The sequence below is a fragment of the Acetobacteroides hydrogenigenes genome, from assembly GCF_004340205.1.
GTDB classification, from domain to species: domain Bacteria; phylum Bacteroidota; class Bacteroidia; order Bacteroidales; family ZOR0009; genus Acetobacteroides; species Acetobacteroides hydrogenigenes.
Genome location: NZ_SLWB01000007.1, coordinates 130,928 through 149,725, shown reverse-complemented (window position 1 = coordinate 149,725; position 18,798 = coordinate 130,928). Strand labels below are relative to the sequence as shown.

Annotated in this window: 11 protein-coding genes; 2 read left to right on the top strand and 9 right to left on the bottom strand. The window is 46.0% G+C overall.

Annotated features, from left to right (window positions below):
- Positions 1-41: 41 nt before the first annotated feature.
- Genes CLV25_RS08970 through hsdR form a run of 3 tightly spaced genes read right to left on the bottom strand, consistent with a single transcriptional unit; the run spans position 42 to position 5,151 of the window.
- A complete protein-coding gene (locus CLV25_RS08970) occupies positions 42-1,322 on the bottom strand; it encodes a restriction endonuclease subunit S (RefSeq protein ID WP_131839307.1) in 1,281 nt (426 codons plus the stop codon).
- Positions 1,319-2,755, bottom strand: coding sequence for a class I SAM-dependent DNA methyltransferase (locus CLV25_RS08965; RefSeq protein ID WP_131839306.1), 1,437 nt, complete (start codon positions 2,753-2,755; stop codon positions 1,319-1,321). The genes CLV25_RS08970 and CLV25_RS08965 overlap by 4 nt, the downstream gene beginning before the upstream one ends.
- On the bottom strand, positions 2,755-5,151 hold the full coding sequence (gene hsdR / locus CLV25_RS08960; protein ID WP_207895616.1) for an EcoAI/FtnUII family type I restriction enzme subunit R: 2,397 nt from the start codon (positions 5,149-5,151) through the stop codon (positions 2,755-2,757). The genes CLV25_RS08965 and hsdR overlap by 1 nt, the downstream gene beginning before the upstream one ends.
- Positions 5,152-6,072: 921 nt before the next feature.
- On the opposite strand from hsdR, the gene CLV25_RS08955 reads away from it, so the two are divergent.
- A complete protein-coding gene (locus CLV25_RS08955) occupies positions 6,073-6,780 on the top strand; it encodes a hypothetical protein (protein ID WP_131839304.1) in 708 nt (235 codons plus the stop codon).
- A 222-nt stretch (positions 6,781-7,002) separates the two neighbouring features.
- On the opposite strand, the gene CLV25_RS08950 is transcribed toward CLV25_RS08955, so the two are convergent.
- Together CLV25_RS08950 and CLV25_RS08945 are read right to left on the bottom strand one after the other, a co-directional pair.
- Positions 7,003-8,475, bottom strand: coding sequence for a M56 family metallopeptidase (locus tag CLV25_RS08950; protein WP_131839303.1), 1,473 nt, complete (start codon positions 8,473-8,475; stop codon positions 7,003-7,005).
- Positions 8,472-8,843 carry a BlaI/MecI/CopY family transcriptional regulator gene (locus tag CLV25_RS08945; protein ID WP_131839302.1) on the bottom strand — a complete coding sequence of 124 codons (372 nt, stop codon included), beginning with the start codon at positions 8,841-8,843 and terminating at the stop codon, positions 8,472-8,474. Before CLV25_RS08945 ends, CLV25_RS08950 begins: the two co-directional genes overlap by 4 nt.
- Before the next feature lie 253 nt (positions 8,844-9,096).
- Here CLV25_RS08945 and CLV25_RS08940 point away from each other — a divergent pair, with 253 nt between their 5' ends.
- Positions 9,097-10,977, top strand: a complete 1,881-nt coding sequence (locus tag CLV25_RS08940; protein ID WP_131839301.1) for a DUF4139 domain-containing protein — start codon at positions 9,097-9,099, stop codon at positions 10,975-10,977.
- A 108-nt stretch (positions 10,978-11,085) separates the two neighbouring features.
- Here the strand turns inward: CLV25_RS08940 and CLV25_RS08935 are convergent, their stop codons facing one another.
- From CLV25_RS08935 to CLV25_RS08920, 4 genes are all read right to left on the bottom strand, one after another.
- Positions 11,086-12,720 carry a sodium/sugar symporter gene (locus CLV25_RS08935; RefSeq protein ID WP_131839300.1) on the bottom strand — a complete coding sequence of 545 codons (1,635 nt, stop codon included), beginning with the start codon at positions 12,718-12,720 and terminating at the stop codon, positions 11,086-11,088.
- Between the two features lie 429 nt (positions 12,721-13,149).
- Positions 13,150-15,207, bottom strand: coding sequence for a glycosyl hydrolase family 95 catalytic domain-containing protein (locus CLV25_RS08930; protein WP_243649614.1), 2,058 nt, complete (start codon positions 15,205-15,207; stop codon positions 13,150-13,152).
- 265 nt (positions 15,208-15,472) lie between these two features.
- The gene (locus CLV25_RS08925) at positions 15,473-17,158 is read right to left on the bottom strand and encodes an alpha-amylase family glycosyl hydrolase (protein WP_131839299.1); all 1,686 of its coding nucleotides are present in this window, start codon (positions 17,156-17,158) and stop codon (positions 15,473-15,475) included.
- A 72-nt stretch (positions 17,159-17,230) separates the two neighbouring features.
- Entirely contained in the window at positions 17,231-18,787 is a 1,557-nt protein-coding gene (locus CLV25_RS08920) for a RagB/SusD family nutrient uptake outer membrane protein (protein ID WP_131839298.1), read from the bottom strand.
- Between the last annotated feature and the right edge of the window lie 11 nt (positions 18,788-18,798).

The window sequence follows — 18,798 nt, the reverse complement described above, 5'->3', positions numbered from 1 at the left end:
TTTTCCCATTATTTTCATTCTCACAATACCACTTTATTTCACTACCCCTCCAACGCCTCTCTTAACACCTGCTGTAGCAGCTGCTCGTTGTGCTGCTGGCTCTGTCTTATGCCCGCTTCCAGCTGGTCGCAGTACTGCATAAGCTGGTCGAGTTTGGAAACTATGCGGTGTTGTTCGGATATTGGAGGTAATGGAACTATCATTAACCGTGCTTTACCCATCCCAAAAACAGGATAAGAAGTAGTACTCTTGTTCTCAAATAAAAATTTTTCTGCCAATGGACTTGACAAGTAATAAAACAAAAAATCAGCGCTTAGAACCTCTCGTTCTGTCTTTATCAAAATTACATTTGCCGATAAAGTGTAATTGAATGGAGGGATAAGTTTTACAGGCTTCCCTATTGTTCCTATTTTACCAAAAATGAAATCACCTTCAACAAGTTCATATCGATTCTTATGCTCAATTAAGACGTTTAAACTAACTTTTCTTGCGGTCGAAAAATTAATTGTTCCATCACTCTGTATATCTTTCATTGCAACATAAGGCACTCCATCCTTGCTCTCCGAAGGTGTCCTATGACTTGGATGTGGATCAATATATTTTGCCAGAAAATCCCCTCTACACCAAATCCACCCCTCAGGCAGCTCGTAAGGAATCTCATCTTCGGTAATTGGCGGTAGCGGCTTATCCTTCTTAATCTTCTTCTCCTTAATTAGCCTCTCCTTCTCCACCTTAATCTTTTCGAGTAGCACGCTTGCAGGCTCGTCGTTGGGGTCTTGGGGTACCAGCTTACCCTGCATCGCCTCGCGCAAGAAGGCTTGGCGTAGCTGCTTTACTAGGTCTAGTTGCTGGTTAAGTTCAGAAGTAAATAGATTTGTAGATCCCTGAACATTAACGAATTTATCTTTCGTTTCTTTCTGCTTTTCAATATCAAAATATGGAATTTCATATTTTCCAAAAGCAGACAACCCGATTGCTTCTTTAGATGTTCCTGCTTTTGTATTTTTTACAATATCATCTTTAAACGCTTGAAAAAGCAAATGATAAAATTTTAAATCAACAGGATATCTTTCAGAATCTTTTGGCGTAATAATAAAACATAAATCACTCGATATGAATTTCCCATTTACGTAATGAGTACGTCCAAGTGAACCTGATGCTGCAGCTGCAAATATTAAAGCCTCACAATTATGAGTATATTCTTTATGTGATTTCCAATCTGAAGAAGCAGTTATGAATACATATTCGCCGGGTATACATTTTGAACTTTGCAGACTTCCCTTCTCATAATGAAACAATTTCTTTATTTGCATCATACTCATTTCACCGCCTCCTTCAACATATTCAAGAGGTTGGTGCTTTTGGCAAACGAGGCCTCCAGCAGCTGCATTAGTTCTGCGCTGCTATGCTCTATGGTCTCCTCCTGCTTGTTGGGGTTCTTTATGTCGAGGTCGTAGCCACGATCTACGATGGTTTGTATGTCCACCTTCCACGACACCTCCGACTCCTCTCTGTTACTCCACCATGCCTTAATGGGGTCGAACTCCTTTACACGTATAGGCTTGGTTTTGCTGTACGACTTTTGTCCTTCGGGTAGGCGGTGCTCGTAGTACCAAATCTCCTTGGTGGGCTCGCCCTTGGTAAAGAACAGCAGGTTGGTGGCCACGGTGGCGTAGGGCTGGAACACCGAGTTGGGTAGCCTTACAATGGTATGTAGATTGCACTCCTCCAGCAGCTTTTGGCGTACGCGCTGCTTAATGCCATCGCCCGTTAGCGAGCCGTCGGGTAGCACAATACCGGCACGTCCGTCCTTCTTTAGCAGGTGTATCATCAGTATCAAAAAGAGGTCGGCGCTCTCCTTGGTTCGGTAGGTTTGCGGAAAGTTAGCCTCGTTGTTGTTGGCCACAATGCCGCCAAACGGTGGGTTGGCCAGTATTACGTTTACCCTACTCTTTTCGGTGTAGCTGCTTAGCGGCTGGTCGAGCGAGTCGCGGTAGGTGATGTTGGGCACCTCTATATCGTGCAGTATCAGGTTGGTGGTTGCCAGCAGGTAGGGTAGCGGCTTATACTCCCACCCTACAATGTTTTTTGCTAGGCTCTGCCTCTCCTCTACGCTGTTAGCCTTCTTCTTAAGATGCTCGATGGCAGCAGTAAGATACCCCCCTGTTCCACAGCTCGGGTCTAGCACCTTTTCGCCCAGCTGAGGGTCTACCATTTTGCAGATAAATTCGGTAATGGCACGTGGCGTGTAGAACTCACCGCTCTTACCTGCGCTTTGCAGCTCCTTAAGTATGGTCTCGTAGAGCTCGCCAAAGGCGTGGCGGTCCTTAGCTATGTTGAAGTCTATTTCGTTGAGCTTATTCAGCACCTTGCGGATGTTGATGCCGCTCTTCATGTAGTTGTTGTTACCCTCGAATACCTCGCGTACAATAAGCGCACGCTTGTACTCCACCTTTTCCGATGGTACAACCTGCAGATTACGTAGAGTTGGAAATAGCGTTCTATCCACAAATTCCTGCAGCTCGTCGCCGGTTATCCCTTCATCGTTGCCTGCCCAGGCATCCCAGTGTAGTTCAGCGGGTATGGGGCTGGTATAGCTCTCGTCGAGCAGCTCCAGCTCCTTATCCTTATCCGAAAATATCTTTAGGAATAGCATCCACCCCAGCTGTTCAATGCGTTGCGCATCACCATTCAATCCAGTATCCTGCCACATTATCTTGCGGATGCTGTCTATTACTCCCTTTAAATTCGACATTATGCTCCTGTGCTATATAGTTCTGATTCTAACTCTTTAACGGCCTCAAGGTACTTAGCCTTGCTGCCAAATCCTTTAATTATCTCGATGGGCGAACCGTAGCTGGTAAGCGGCTTTACCTTAAGCACCTCCATGCTCTCGATGTTGGTAATTCCCTCATCGGCATACTTATCGAGCAGCGCCTCCAGCACCCTACGCGACTGCTCGCCATACTTGGCAAAGTAGCTCCGCTTCTTAACGTTGTTTGCCCTCTCCTTTCGTGTTAATGGTGGTTGATCGAATGCCACATGGCAAATAAGATCGAATAGATCCACCTCGCGGTTTACGGCATCCAGCAGCGCATCAACCAGCACGCCCTGCTCCTCCATCTCTTTAATGATGGCCTCCTTCTTGGCGGTGCTTTTCCAACGGCCCAAGAAATCGTTCAGCGAGGCGTACTGTCCCCTGATAATCTCCTTGGAGTGATCCTTAAGGCTGGTTGTTATCGGCTTACCGCTGTTGTCGAAGTAGAGCTCGCGGCTAATAAGCACCGATACATCTACCCCGTTTATGTATATTTTCCTTCGTGGCTCACTAGTATTTTCAACACTAACAGGAGGCAAAGGATATGGAGCACTTGGCTTTTCAACCACTATCTCCTCGCCCGATTCCTCATCAATAATTGGACTATCATCCAGTTCCTCTTCTTCAATAATATCTCCTAAGTCGATATCTGGCGATACAGGCTTAACGCGTATTGGGTCGCCATCAAACTCCTTATCGGCAAATAAGTCGGTTACATTTCTAAAGTCGAGGATGGTAAAGTATAGCTTGCCAAACTCTTCGTTTATACGGGTACCCCTACCAACTATCTGCTTAAACTTGGTCATCGACTTTATCTCGGCATCCAGCACAATCACCTTACAGGTTTGGGCATCCACACCAGTTGTCATCAGCTCCGAGGTGGTAGCTATAACCGGGTACACCTCCTCGGGATTGATAAAGTTATCAAGCTCGCGCTTCCCCTCATCGTTATCGCCCGTTATCTGCATTACGTACTTGGAGTTCTTGGCCACCAAATCGGCATTTAAGTTCGATATGGTCCTTCGCATACGGTCGGCATGGTCGATATCAGTACAGAATACGATAGTCTTTGCAAAACGATCGTACCCTCCAAGGAATTCGGTTAGCTTGCGGGCTACCGTTTCGGTACGCTCGTCGATAACCAGCGTACGATCAAAGTCCTTGCGGTTATATATGCGATCTTCTATCTCTACCCCATTCTTATCCTTTTTGCCAAACTCGGGACGATACCCTTCGGCATCGATATTTAGATTTACCCTTACCACCCTATACGGTGCAAGAAAGCCATCTGCTATTCCCTGCTTAAGCGAGTAGGTGTAAATGGGGTCGCCAAAGTACTCGCTATTCGATACTTCCTCGGTCTCCTTGGGAGTAGCCGTAAGGCCTATTTGTGTAGCCTTGCCAAAGTAGGTAAGAATCTCACGCCAGGCGCTATCCTCCTTTGCGCTACCACGGTGGCACTCGTCAACAACAATTAGATCGAAGAATTCGCGCGAGAACTGCTTGTAGGCGTTCGCCTCCTCGTCGCTACCCGAAAGCCCTTGGTATAGGGCTAGGTAAACCTCATAGCTTTTATCAATCATGCGGTGCTTTACCACCGTCATCTTATCCTTAAAGTTCTTAAAGTCGCCCCTACGGGTCTGATCGATTAGTGCATTTCTATCGGCCAAAAAGAGAATGCGCTTTTTGGCACCGCTCTTCCATAGTCGGTGTATGATCTGGAACGCTGTGTAGGTCTTACCCGTTCCGGTAGCCATAACCAGCAGGATTCTGTTTTGCCCCTTTGCAATGGCCTCCACAGCCCTATTCACCGCAATTTGCTGGTAGTAGCGTGGACGGCGACCGCTGCCATCAAAGAAGTAATCCTGAGAGGCTATCTTTTCAACCTCTGGTGTAGTTATACCCTTATACTTCTTATACTTCTCCCAAAGCACCTGTGGCGAGGGGAAGCTATCTAAATCAACCTCAGTTTCTATTCCACCATCGGTAGCCGTTCTATCGTGAAAAAGGAATCCATCGCCGTTGCTACTAAACACACAAGGGATATCAAGAATACGAGCATACTCCAACGCCTGCTGTATGCCAGCGCTAACCGTATGGTTATTGTCCTTTGCTTCGACAATTGCAATGGGAATGTTGGGCTTGTAGTAAAGAATGTAGTCGGCTCGCTTACGCGCACCTCTAGCCGTAAGCTTCCCTCTGACATATATTCTGCCATCGGTAAAAGTAACCTCCTCCATCAGCTGCGTCAGCTTATTCCAGCCAGCCTTCTCTATAGCAGGTGTAATGAATTTGGTACAAATATCTCTTTCTGATAATTTTTTCTTGTCTATCATGCCATAATTAACTAATGTTTCAAAGTTATAAAAAACATCTTATCAGTCTAGCTATAATTGTGAGTTAAAATTAAGCATTACGAAGTATTAGTAATGCCATTAGCCCTCCTTTTAAATATGTATCATCAAATCTCACACAATGCACCTCTACGCCCAAACACCACCCCGCAATGGTAGAGACGCGATTCATCGCGTCTCAATTTAATGCCCCCCAACAAACCAACTGCATAGGTATTGGATTTCATTAATGTCAAACCTAGATATATCCAAAAATTCTATCCCCTATCAACATCACCCCATAGGCCGCATACCACCAACTACCGCTACTATAAACCAGCAGTTGCGGCCAAAAACACGACTACCATAAAACCCCGAGTTTACACTCGGGGCTACTAAAATTCAATTCCTTCGGAATTGCGGCAGAACAAACAAAGGTTCACCTTAATAATGATGCATTGGCAATACCACACCCAAAGTCACAACCTCCCAAGCACCCCACAACCTAAAAGCCCCTTTAGGGGTTTGGGGTGAAGGAAGAAAATAAAGAACAATCAACCCACCCCTTACCTCCCGTCAAAAACGGGAGGTTAAACAGCCCTGATTACAGCTAGAGCATTTTTCTCTAACTTCTTTGACTTCTCTAACTTCAGAATTCTTCCGTTTAACTCCGTTTAATCCCGCTAAGGCGGGATGTCGCGTTGCTCCACTTCTTTCCCAAACACAGAGTCACGGAGATCACAGAGGAACACAGTGCTTTTTCTACTCACTACTCCCTACTCCCTCCAAAAACGAGCCAAATGGACAACGTTTCGCCCCATTATGCCTTCGTAAATTTGGGTTAACGCGTTTGGGAGTAAAAACATTTAGCATCCTACATCGCCGAAATGCACTCTAATGTTAAATTAAAAACTTTACAAGATGGCAACATCAATCACCACCAGTATTCCACGTACATTCGGAAACTTCAACTTCTTTATTCGTAACACCAACAGCTACATGGAAGAGGGAACACCAAAGAACAGCGAACGGTTAGGTATACCTATAGAGATAGCAACGAGCTGGAAGGGAATAGAGAAGAAATGGATAACGGCATACGATAAGTATTCCGATAGGTACAACCTGCGCACCCAAGCCGTAAACGACGAACTACGTGCTGTTATAGACGAAGCACATACGTTTAACGCCGAGAATCACTTCTTGGCACGGATCGCCATATCCGAGAATGCCACCGTTACCGATCTCGAAACCTTTGGCATCCGCAACGGAACCGGACAAAAGCAGCCCCGTTCCATTCCACAAAGCCCCATTACCAGCCTGGTAGAGGTAACGCTTAAGCCCATTGGCGGTGGTTCGGTAATGGTGAAGTGCTACAGCAAGGGGGCACGCGCATCCATCCTCGATGCTGCCGATAGCGTACAGTACCGCTTTGTGGTTGGTGCTACAGCACCATCATCGGCCGAGGATCCGGAGCTAGATAAAGAGATCTCTACCAAGGCATCGTTTGTTCTGCCCACCGGAGCCGAAAAAATAGGCATGTTCCTTTACGTTTACTTCCGCTGGTACAACATCAAACATCCCGAGCTAGCCGGCCCATGGAGCACGCTTCAAAGCACCATCATCATTTAACGGCAATCCGCAAAGGCATTTGTAAGGGCATTTGTAAGGGCGAAAAAATTTTCGCCCTTTTTTATTATGGATATGGATATCGCAATTACGATTTTATTGATTTATCGTAGAGACGGGTTTCAAACCGTCTCAATTTTTTCAAGCCCGTATCAATAAACCTAGAGCATTCCCCTTTTTCATTTTTCATATTTTCATTTTAAAATTCCCCCATATCTATTGTAATTATTTGGTCGTAATAATCAGCAGCAAAGTCTTAGGGGTAACCTTCACCCCTAGCGTATCGGCATTTGGTTTTACAAAATCATAGGAAACAACGCTCTTCGACATCACCGAAGAGAGATTTTCTTTCGAGGTAACCACACCATTAAGAATGTAACGAACATCGCCATCAAGAAAAAAATCATTTTCATTCTTAAGCCTATTGTGGTTGCAGTATGACTCTGTAAAAAGGAAACAGGCAGTATGTTCCGCATTATCGCTAAGATTTATACCAATCAAATCTTTTTTATAGATAGTTAATATTTCAAAGGTGCGACCACTAATCCTACTCAATACTCTATCCTGTGCTCTTTGTCCATCAACAACTATAAAGCCATTGTCGACACTTGCTGCTTTCGAATTCTTACAAACAATAGCAGTGAATTTTACCTTATCATACATTACCGTACTATTCTTATTAGCAATTACATTTGTACACTCTAGTTGAAATTTAGAATCTTTACCCTTCTTTTTATCGAAAACCACAGCCTCCTTCTTTATTTTTTCTTTTTGGTACGACGATGCAATTCGAGCCCTTACATCGCTAAAGCAGAGAACCAGCGCAACCATTAGCGCAACAGGAAGCATCAGCAGCATTTTTACCATGCTTACTTTCGAAGATCTTTTCTTGTTCATCATAGCAATACGCGTTTTTAAATGATTAATGTTGAAGCTGCTCACCAACGCAAAGCCACCTTTCGATACGCTTGCATTTAGTAGGCTATACTGGTACAGCTTACGGTTGTACCCCTTTTGTAGAATTACGTTATCCGTTTCAAATTCGAGATTTTGGGCAACAAGACGCTTGTAGAGCCAAGCCAGCGGATTAAACCAAAGAACAGCCCGTATTAGCTCGGCAAGCATCAGATCTACCGAATGCAGCTTACGGGCATGTATACGCTCGTGCTCAATAATCTGGACTACATCCTCCTTGTTTACCATCGAAGGATTCAGGAAGATCCATCTAAAGAAGGTAAAAGCAGCCGAATCAGCCTCCACCTCGTATATCCTTGTTCCATTTATTTGCAAGTAAGATGCCCGTTGCCTAACCAGCAGTATCCGAACAAGGTTGTACAACAACAGCAGAAGCATAATGGTAAATCCCAAAAAGTAAGCCACCAGCAACCAGCCTACATTGCTACCTAACGAAGGTTGTTGCATAGCAACAACAGCAACGGGTTTATTATTAATAACAGCAGGAGTAGCTACGTTTTGGGAAACCTCCGGCTTAAAGTAGACCTTTACGACATCCTTAACAACGCTCTGCCGCGAGAACCATCCGGTAAAGCTTACAGCAGGCAGCACAAGCGAAAGAACTATTCCCAGTAACAGGAGGATTCGATTAAGCCGATAGAAGGTTTCCCTGACAAGAAACAGGCGGTAAAATAGGTAGAAGATGGTAATCCACGCTGCCGATTTAGTAAGAAACTCCATCATTCCTTACCCTCCTCACCCTTTTCTATCATATCGATAATCTCCTTTAGCTCGCTGGATGATATCTTCTGGTCGCGGGCAAAGAACATCACCAGATCTTGGTACGAATTGCTGAAGTAGCTCTTCACCACCCCCGACATAAAGGTTTTGGTATACTCCTCGTGCGTTAGGCAAGGCGTGTACTCGAATGTGTTGCCAACCTTACGAGCGGTCACGAACTCTTTTCGCTCGAGATTCTTAATTACCGAAGCCAATGTCGTGTATGGAGGCTTAGGTGGGTTATACCTCTCTAGAATATCTTTTACCGTACAGCTGCCGATCTCCCAAATAAGGAGCATTGCTTCCTCTTCCTGTGGCGTTAATTTTTCCATGATGATTAATATATTACGATCTATTCGCAAATCTACGAATATTTCGTAATTACCAAATTATTTTGTCGATTTTTTTATCGAGACAGGTTCAAACCCGTCTTATAAAAGGGTATCACCTCCTTCGCCCCCCGTCTCAACATCCTAGATCTCCCATTTTTCATTTTTCATCTTTCATCTTTTCATGCTCCCATTTCCCATCCCAATAATTATATTTATAAAATTAAAATATAGACAAACATAATCTCCTCAGACAATGAAGAAGATCCTAACCCTCGTCCTTATGGTGCTATGCGCCGGAGCATTTGCCCAAGAAAAGAAGGATATTGTCGTAAAATCGGATATCACCGACGCCACCGTATTCATCAATGGCGCACAGGTAATCCGTAAGAAGGCGGTTGACATCACCCCCGGAAAATCGACGCTTAAATTCGTTGGGCTATCGCCCTACCTCGATGCCAAGAGCGTACAGGTAAAGGTAAACGGGCAGATTACCGTGCTATCAGTAAACCACCAGCTAAACTATATCGACAGCGCTGCCCAAAGCAAGAGCGTCGATCAGCTTCTGGAAAAGAAGAAGACCATTGAGGATAAGCTAACGGTAGAGAAGACCAGCCTCGATATCGTCAACGAGGAGTTCTCGTTTCTGAAGGATAACCGTGCCATTGGAGGAAAGAACCAGGAGGTAAGCCTAAACAACCTCAAGGAGACCTCCAACTTCTACAGGGAAAGAATAGCAACCCTAAAGATGAAGGAACTGGAGATCAACAAGAGCATCGACAACCTTCAGGCCGAAAAGGCAAAGCTAGAAAACCAGATACGTCAAATAAGCACCACCCCAAAGCAGCCAACAAGCGAAGTGCTGGTTAAGGTCGATGCCAAAAGCCCCATACGCTGCGAGATGGAGCTAAGCTACTATGTAAACAATGCCGGATGGTTCCCTTCATACGATATCCGAGCCAAAAGCATCGAAGATCCCATCGAACTAACCTACAAGGCCAATATCCACCAAAACACCCTCGAAGATTGGAAGAACGTTAGGCTTAAGCTATCGTCCACCAATCCGAACCAGGGCAACGTAGCGCCACAGCTGCAAACCTACTTCCTAAACTACTCCACCACCCCACCCCGCTACAACGTTACCAGCAATCAGGTATCGGGCCGTATTATCGATGCCGAAACCAACGAGGCAATCCCCGGGGCATCCATCATCATTAAAGGATCAACCATAGGAACCTCATCCGACGTAAACGGAGCCTACTCGCTATCGCTCCCCAACAGCAGCTGCGAGCTGCAGGTATCGTTCATAGGCTATCTGCCACAGGTACTTCGTGTCAACAGTCCAAGTATGAACGTTTACCTCAGACCCGACATGCAAAAGTTAGACGAGTTTGTGGTTACCGCCTATGGTATAAAAAGGGAATCGACTTCGGAAGAGGGGAATAGAAGAGGAACAGGTGGCGCGTCTAAGCCACTACGCATCAGGGGTACAAGTAGCCTAGCCATACCCGTAGCACAGGTCGAGAATCAAACATCCGTCGAGTTCGAGATTAAAACGCCCTACACCATCAGCTCCGACAATAAAAGCACAACTGTCGAAATAGAGAGCTACGCAATGGATGCCGGCTTCGAGTACTACTGCGTTCCAAAGGTCGATAAGGATGCCTTCCTGATTGCCAACATCACCAATTGGGAGCAGTACAACCTCCTCGAAGGCGAAGCCAACATCTTCTTCGAGAACACCTTTGTAGGCAAATCGGTGCTCGACGTACGCCACATCTCCGACACCCTTAGCCTATCGCTAGGAAGGGATAAGAGCGTACAGGTAAAAAGGGAAAAGGCAAAGGAGTTAACCACCAAAAAGCTATTCGCAAGCAAGAAGGAGGATAGCCGTACATGGCACATCTCGGTACGCAACGGAAAGAAATCCCCCATTAGCATGATCCTTTACGACCAAGTACCTGTATCAACAAACGATGAGATTGAGGTAACCACCGAAACCCTCTCAGGAGGCAACCTCAATAAGGAGAAGGGCGAGGTTAAGTGGACCTTTAAGCTCGATCCATCAGCAAAAAAGGAGATCGACCTAAAGTACACCGTCAAATACCCCAAAGAACGAACCCTTAACATCGAATAGGCAATGTAGAGCCGGGTTTAAAACCCGGCTCTCATATAACCCAACAATAAAAAGGCCATCCCTTTCAAATAGGATGGCCTTTTTCATTATAATAATCAATAGAACAATTTACCACCAAACCGTATAAATAGCCACCAGCGCTACCACAATAATGGCCGAGGCCACCTTAAACCCTCGCGACGTACCAAACAGGTCGCTCGATAGCTCAATAGATTTTCGACTGTCCTTCGATCGCTCCAGAAAGGCGCTAACCACCATTACCGCACAGCATAGCAGGAATACGATTCCCATACGATCCATAAAGGGCAGCTCAGGCACACTCCATTTCAGCATCAACGAGAACACAAAGGTGCCAATGGCTGCCAGCAGCGCACCGTTAGCTGTCGCCTTCTTCCAGAAGAATCCCAGCAGGAAGATGGCCAGCGCACCGGGGCTAACAAAGCCCGTAAACTCTTGGATGAACTGGAACGCCTGATCAAGGTTCTGCAGCATAATGGCAATAGGAAATGCCACCAGAAGAGCAACCGCTGCCGATAGCCTGCCCACCAGCACCAGCTTGCGCTGCGATGCCTGCTTGTTTACGTACGACTGGTAGATATCCATCGTAAAGATGGTGGAGATGCTGTTGAGCATCCCGGCCACCGCCCCAACGATAGCCGCAACCAGCGCAGCAAAGGCCAAGCCCTTAATACCCGTAGGCACGATGTTGTAGAGCAGCCAAGGGTACGCCTCATCCGACTTAGCGATGTCAGCATTCAGCGCAAAGGCAACAATTCCGGGAATCACCACGATAAGCGGCAGCAGTAGCTTAAGGAATCCGGCAAACACCAGCCCCTTTTGCGCCTCGCCCACGCTCTTAGCCGCCAGCGCACGCTGAATGATAAACTGGTTGCATCCCCAGTAGTAGAGGTTGGCCACCCACATACCCCCCAGAAGCACGCTGATACCAGGAAGATCCATGTAGGCATCCTTTACCCCACCGTTGCCATCGGAGATCATCGTTTTCCCCTCGGTAAGGATCATATCGAAATGCTCGGGAGCCACCTTGGTAAGCTTAATAAAGCCATCTATGGCGCTTGTGCCCCCCAGCGTCTTTAGCGCAACGTAGCTGGTTACAAGACCTCCGCCGATAAGGAAGATTACCTGCACCACATCGGTAACCGCAACCGCCTTTAGCCCGCCGCCAATGGCAAACGAGGCCGCCAGCAATCCCAACCCGATGATACCAATCCAGAGCGGATCGACCACCATACCGCCGATCAATACATTTTGCCCGGCAAAAAGAACGTTCTTAACGGTGAGCGCACCCAAGTAAAGAATGGAGGATAGGTTGACGAATACGAACACCACCAGCCAAAAGATGGCCATCACACTCTTTACTCGGCCATCGTAGCGCTGCTCTAAGAACTGCGGCATGGTGTAGATGCCCGACTTCAAAAAGATGGGCAGAAAGAACACCGCCACAATGATGAGCGTAGCCGCCGCCATAAACTCGTACGAGGCGATGCCCATACCCAGCGCAAAGCCCGAGCCCGACATGGCAATAAACTGCTCGGCCGAGATGTTGCTGGCAATAAGCGAGGTTCCGATAACCCACCAGCTAAGGCTCTTGCTGGCTATAAAGTAGTCGGCCGCATCGCGCTCGCCCTCACCCTTCTTGCGGCGCGTAACCCACAGCCCAACGCCCACAATAATCACAATATACGCCACCAGAATGACGTAGTCGATGGTTTGAAATGACATAAATGAAGTTTTAGATTACAAATTGAGATAGGCATCAACCGCTTGATAACGGCTTACAATAAAAAAGATAACACGCTCGCTACACCTTTCCCCTTCTAGTTGGGAATAGCACTATTCTGCGTAATACCAATCCTTTGACTTCTTTGTTTTTTACTGTTTAACTTAAGCCTAACTTCCGTTAAACTTATCAACTCTTCTTCCGACTAGCTACCGTATAACTCCCGTTTATTTCCGTATAACTTCCATTTATTATACCCCACGAGTTTCATAAGCAAATGGCTCCATTAAGGAGTAATTCCCACTTAAAAAGGCTCCTATTCAGTTACAAAACGAGACATTAATTGAACAAGCCCATTAAAAGAGAATCAATCCTTAAGCGGAGCACATTCTGACACAAAATATCTGGTAAGTAATCCTTCGTTTCTAGAACTACCGTTTAAACGTTCTTTTATCCATTCCCACGCCCTTAATGGTTACCGATCTCCATCCAGTAGGAAGCACACTTGGAACTTGCACAATTCCCTTAGGCGTTATCTCTATTCCTCCAAACCCCATCATTACGGTTTGAAGAACTCCTCCTGCACCTGTAACAAAGTAGGGATTATCTCCCCCCTTTGTTTCGGCAATTACGTTGAATGGAGGAAGGATATTTGGCTTATAGGCATCATCAAAGAAGTGACGAGTCTTATCCCTATCGCCAATTCTGCTATAAAGCAGCGAGAAGATGGCTTGGGTCATGGCTGGCGTGTTTTTCTCGGGAACACGAATCTCGTAGTATTCCAAATCCCTTCGTATTTGTGCGATATCCGTAACCTCCTTTAGCGGATAGGCCAACAAGTTTACATCGGCCTGCTTAATCTTTTCGCCGTTGTAGGTGCTATGCTCACGGGTAACGCCATCGGCAAACTTCTCGATCACAATACCGTTTGCAATGTGCTCCCAATCGTTACCGGGTTTAGCGCCAACCAGCTTAGCCGCCGCAATGGCATTCTTCAGGTTTGCCTTGGCCGCAGCATTGGTAAAGGCGTTGTTATCCACATTTTCGGCCCACTCATCGGCAGCAACCACATTCTTAATATCGTACTTCCCGGCACTATTCTTCTCTACCCTACTAGCCCAAAACTCGGCGGTAGCCTGAAGTATTGGCCAACCCTTAGCCTTAAGCCATTCCATATCCTGGGTTACGCAGTAGTAGTTCCATGCAGCAAGTGCAACACAAGCGGTAATATGATGCTCAAAGGTTCCAGACAACGCCCATACGGGAGTCTGCTCGAATCCTGAATCGGAGCTTTCCCAAGGAAACATGGCACCACGGTAACCATGCTCAAAGGCATTTTTCTTAGCCGCCTCAAGAAGGTTGAATCGGTAATCTATCATCGATCGGGCAATCTCAGGATGAAGCACAAGCAGCGAAGGAAACATCCAGGTATCGGCATCCCAAAAGACATGACCGTTGTACCCAAGCCCCGATAGCCCCATAGGCGAAATAGAGAGCCCCGAGCCTTCTCGAACAAAAGAGTAGAGATGGTACAGCATGCTATGAATATCCTGCTGCGCTTGAGCATCACCTTCAATGGTTATATCGCTCTGCCAAAGTTTTTCCCATGCAGCAATATGCTTCCCCATCAGCCGCTGACGACCCTCTAGGCACGCAAAAATGGTTAAGCGCTCAACCTCATTGTAAGGGTCAGCATGGTAGGCCGAAGATATCGTAGAGCCCACCAGCGAAAAGGTGTACGCTTTTCCGGCAGCAATATCCTTGCTAAATTTCATCTGGTGCGAATTGGCGTTGGGCGTTTCGTGAATGATACGCGGCTCCTCTCCCCTCTTCTCGGAAAACAGAAAGCTGGATGAAGCCCCAATTGATAGCTTTCCGGTAGGACTTTTTGCCATAGACGTAAGTAGGCCCAACCCCACATGCTTCCTATTGATCTCGTTGTAGTAGTACCTGCTATCCCTAAACGCATCGGGCGTTTCTAGAATATTCACAGCCGTAATGGTAGCATCCTTAAGCGGCTCTACGGTAACATCGAGCATCACCGAAAACGGCAGCTGACGAAGCGCTAGATACGAGTAGGTTACCTTTGCAATATCCTTAAACGTAAACGACGACTTGAGCACGGCCTCCTTCATATCCAGCTCCTGCTCGAAATTGCTTATGTTTGCCCGAGTTACCGTCGATCCATTAATTATCAGCTTTAGGTTAAGCATATTAAAGCCATTAAGGAAGTTGTCAACCCGTCCCCTTCCGTAAATATCGTAGGTACCACCAAGTAGTATATTCTGCACCTTAAGAGGTTCCGGCGACGATACAATCCCCAGCATCCCATTGGCAACAGTCACACCGTAGTAGCTCTTTGGATCGATGTTGGTAGCCTTAATCTTCCATGCATCCTGCGCTCTTACCCCCATTGCAAAAAGGAGGAATATCAGAACTAAAAGCTTATGCCTATTCATTTCTATTCGGTATATTATCCTTCCGTTCATATTAATGCTATTAAACACACTACTTCCGAGTGATTTCACCTTTAAATAATGGTACAACTCCATTTCGAAGGTTATCCCCCGCTGGCGGGGGTTAGGCGGTGGATCTTCTGAAGCGTATTGTCAATAAAAGCATCACATTATTACCACTAACGTGTACTTTCCCCCCCCCTGCCCCCGCCAGCGGGGGATACGCTTTGTGCTACGAAATGCTGATTACTTAACTTCTATCATTTTTATGAAAGATGAATTCTTAAAAACGAAATCCCTACTTCATCAACCTATAAACCCCATACGAGGTTGCATCCGCCTTTATTTCAAAATTACCGTTTTCGATTTTAAGAGAGGTATTCTGGTTAAGTACAGCCTCAAACTTTTTTACCTTAATGGTATTCGAAATGGTTATGGATTGAGGCTTACCCGTCGGGTTTACTATTACCAAAAACCGATGTCCATCCTTTCCCCTAGTGTAAACCAACGGGTAAGCCTTTTCTTGTGTCGTTAAGAATTCTAAATTTCCCCTACTTGCCAAGGCTGGATATTTAGCCCGTAGCTTAAGCATCGAACGAGTAAAGCTTAGCAAGGAGTTTTGATCGTTGCGTTGAGCTTCAACCGTTGGGAAATTAGCCAACGTATCGATGGGTAGGTAAAGCATTTCGGGTGGTGCTGTCGAAAAACCGGCATTGGTAGCCCTACTCCACTGCATAGGAGTACGCGATCCTGCACGATTACCTCTTGTAACCACGCTCCCTTCCTTGTTGGGCAAGCCCGAAATGTAGCGCATACCAATCTCGTCGCCATAGTAAACCAATGGCACTCCCGGCATAGTAAAAAGAAATGCCATGACGCATTTCAGCTGCTCATCGGTATTACGGCTACCCGAACGTGGACGCTGAAAATCGTGATTGGCCGTAGGTATGCATACGTACCCATTAGCGCCAACGCTATCCAGCTGCTTTCTTATATTATCGATAAACTTCTTAGGAGACCCATTGCCCTCTAAGCTGAAGTAGCAAGTGTCGCGACGAAATACGCCCTCCTTGTTAAAGAACAATTCGTTATAGCCACTACCTCCAAACTGGATTATAAAGTCCATCATAAAACCTGCTTTGATAGCCTTCATCGGATTTCCCCACTCGGCAAGCAGTATACCCTCTGGATATCTGTTTTGGAAATGGGTTCGTACCTCGGCCCAAAGCTTATTCGTCTCAACCAAGTTCGGATCTTTCTTTACTAACGATGATGCCAGATCGACCCTAAAGCCATCGCAGCCCTTATCCATCCAGTAGTCCATTATTCGCATCAGCTCCTGGCGGGTTTTGGTTGGCCCTTCAGCTGATGTCGGCTGCTCCCACGGACAAGCAGGATCGGGTTCTCCAAATCCATAGTTTAGCGCCGGCTGGCAGTCGAAGAAGTTCTTACGATAAGTCCCATTTCTCTCAAACTTTCCCGACACATGCTTTTCGGGTTTGATGGTGGAGTCTGGTGTCCAAATGTAGCGATCGGAGTATTCATTACGCTCCCTCTTCTGCGACTCCTTAAACCAAGGAGACTCAATTGAGGTATGCCCGGCAACCAAGTCGATGCAAACCCTCATTTTTCGCTTATGCGCCTCCCTGAATAGACGAACTAGATCGTCATTAGTACCATAGCGCTTGGCAACCTTGTAGAAATCAATTACGTCGTATCCGGCATCCTGAAATGCAGATTCAAAGCAAGGATTAAGCCAGATAGTGTTGCAACCAAGCCACTTGATGTAGTCTAACTGCTGAACTATACCATTGATGTCGCCAATACCATCACCATCGGTATCTTTAAAGCTTTGGGGATAAACTTGGTAAAAGACGGCTTTGCTTAACCACTCTGGTACTGGTTTAAATGGCTGCTGCGACATAGCACTAGAGGTAATCAATAGGCAAAGCGATGCTAACGCTACCTTAAGAATGCATCTCATAGCGAAAAGTTTTTATGAAGGGTAGGTAAAGAAGTTCTCTACCTACCCTTATAATCAAGACTAAAAAAGTTGCTAATTGTACTGTGGATTCTGCTTTAGCTGAGGATTAGCCTCAAGTGCCGAAGCAGGAATTGGGAATAGAATTTTGTAAGAAGGGGTTACCGCATTCTTCTCGTAGCGAGCCTCGCAGTACTTGTTAAAGCGAACCATGTCGTTACGGCGCGATCCTTCCCAGTAGAACTCATAACCACGCTCGTTATAGATGCTTAAAAGAGAAAAATCGTTAGCATCTATCGTTTTAAACTTACGAGCAAGTCGTACCTCATTAACATCCGCTAGGGCTCCAGAAGCATCACCACTACGCATCTTTGCCTCCGCACGCATAAGGTAAACATCGGTTAGACGATAGTACTGAAAATCGTTCTCGCTCGAACCAGGATAGGCCGTTGCTGCATCAGGAGCATACTTTATTACCCTAATGCCCGCTTCTTCGGCAGAATTCTGAATGCTGAACTCCTTTGTAAATGCCAACGGAATTCCAGTCTTCGTCTTAACCATTTCACCCTTGGTATTGTACTGCTGTCCAACAAGGAATCCGAGGTTAAATCCGGTCTTGCTGATCAAGCGATCGTCTCTGAATCGTGGGTCTGTTTGATCCCAGGTATCAAAAAAGGTAGGTGTTGTACAGCAACCATTCCAAAGGCTGGTATAGGTTCCAAAGGTTTGGTTGTATCCTAAGGTTTGGTTAGTCCAAGCAGTACCTCCAATACCTGCAGCACAGTTGTAGATAATTGGAAGAATTGTTTCCGTTTGATTTGAGTAAGCAGCATTATCAGCTAGGTATAGCTTCCAGAAATCATCGGCAAGGGTGTACTTCTTAGAATCAATAATCTCATCACAAATCTTAATCACATCGCTCCATCTAGCAGTACCATCCTTAAATTCAGGTGCAGTTCCTGTGTAAACCTGATTGTTTAGGTAGAGCTTTGCGAGCAGCATTTGTGCTGCTGCACGGGTAATTCTACCGTAAGGAACTTCACCTTTAAGCTTTAGTTGAGGAATGATGTCTTTAAGTTCCGTTTCTATTCTAGTAACAGCCTCCTTACGACTAAGTATTGTAGGAGTTGCAGAGTAATCGTATTCCGACGATTCGCGGAATGGGAATTGCCCAAATAGATCGTTTAGCTGGTACATGCAAAGCGCGCGTATAAAGCGAACTTCGGCAGCATACGTTTTTACAGCCTCGGTTTGTTCCAGCAACGACAAGTAGTACAACGAAGTATTACATTTAGACAATCCTATATTAAAGCTATTCCATGCATTCTTAACGTAACCATTAAGAGGGTCATAGTCATGCGTAAACAGCGTACGGTAATCGGCATTATTCCAGTTTGCACCTCTAGTTGGGAAAGCCACCTCGTCGGTACAACTTTCTATTGCCAGCCACACCCCACTCCTACTCTGTAGGTCTCTCAGATAGGCGTACGATGGTGCAACAATCGAAGCCATTCCTTCAGGGGTCGATATAACCTTAAGGCCATCCTGCTCATCGAGAATCTCCTCCTTAAGGTCGGTACACGAAGCAAAAATGGTTGCTGCAGATAAAAGAAGAATATATAGCTTTTTCATTTTAACTCTCA

Coding starts and splice junctions, on each gene's coding strand:
- CLV25_RS08940 (WP_131839301.1), top strand. CDS start 9,097: ATGAAGAAGATCCTAACCCTCGTCCTTATGGTGCTATGCGCCGGAGCA.
- CLV25_RS08935 (WP_131839300.1), bottom strand. CDS start 12,720: ATGTCATTTCAAACCATCGACTACGTCATTCTGGTGGCGTATATTGTG.
- CLV25_RS08950 (WP_131839303.1), bottom strand. CDS start 8,475: ATGATGGAGTTTCTTACTAAATCGGCAGCGTGGATTACCATCTTCTAC.
- CLV25_RS08955 (WP_131839304.1), top strand. CDS start 6,073: ATGGCAACATCAATCACCACCAGTATTCCACGTACATTCGGAAACTTC.
- CLV25_RS08925 (WP_131839299.1), bottom strand. CDS start 17,158: ATGAGATGCATTCTTAAGGTAGCGTTAGCATCGCTTTGCCTATTGATT.
- CLV25_RS08930 (WP_243649614.1), bottom strand. CDS start 15,207: ATGAACGGAAGGATAATATACCGAATAGAAATGAATAGGCATAAGCTT.
- CLV25_RS08920 (WP_131839298.1), bottom strand. CDS start 18,787: ATGAAAAAGCTATATATTCTTCTTTTATCTGCAGCAACCATTTTTGCT.
- CLV25_RS08970 (WP_131839307.1), bottom strand. CDS start 1,322: ATGAGTATGATGCAAATAAAGAAATTGTTTCATTATGAGAAGGGAAGT.
- CLV25_RS08945 (WP_131839302.1), bottom strand. CDS start 8,843: ATGGAAAAATTAACGCCACAGGAAGAGGAAGCAATGCTCCTTATTTGG.
- CLV25_RS08965 (WP_131839306.1), bottom strand. CDS start 2,755: ATGTCGAATTTAAAGGGAGTAATAGACAGCATCCGCAAGATAATGTGG.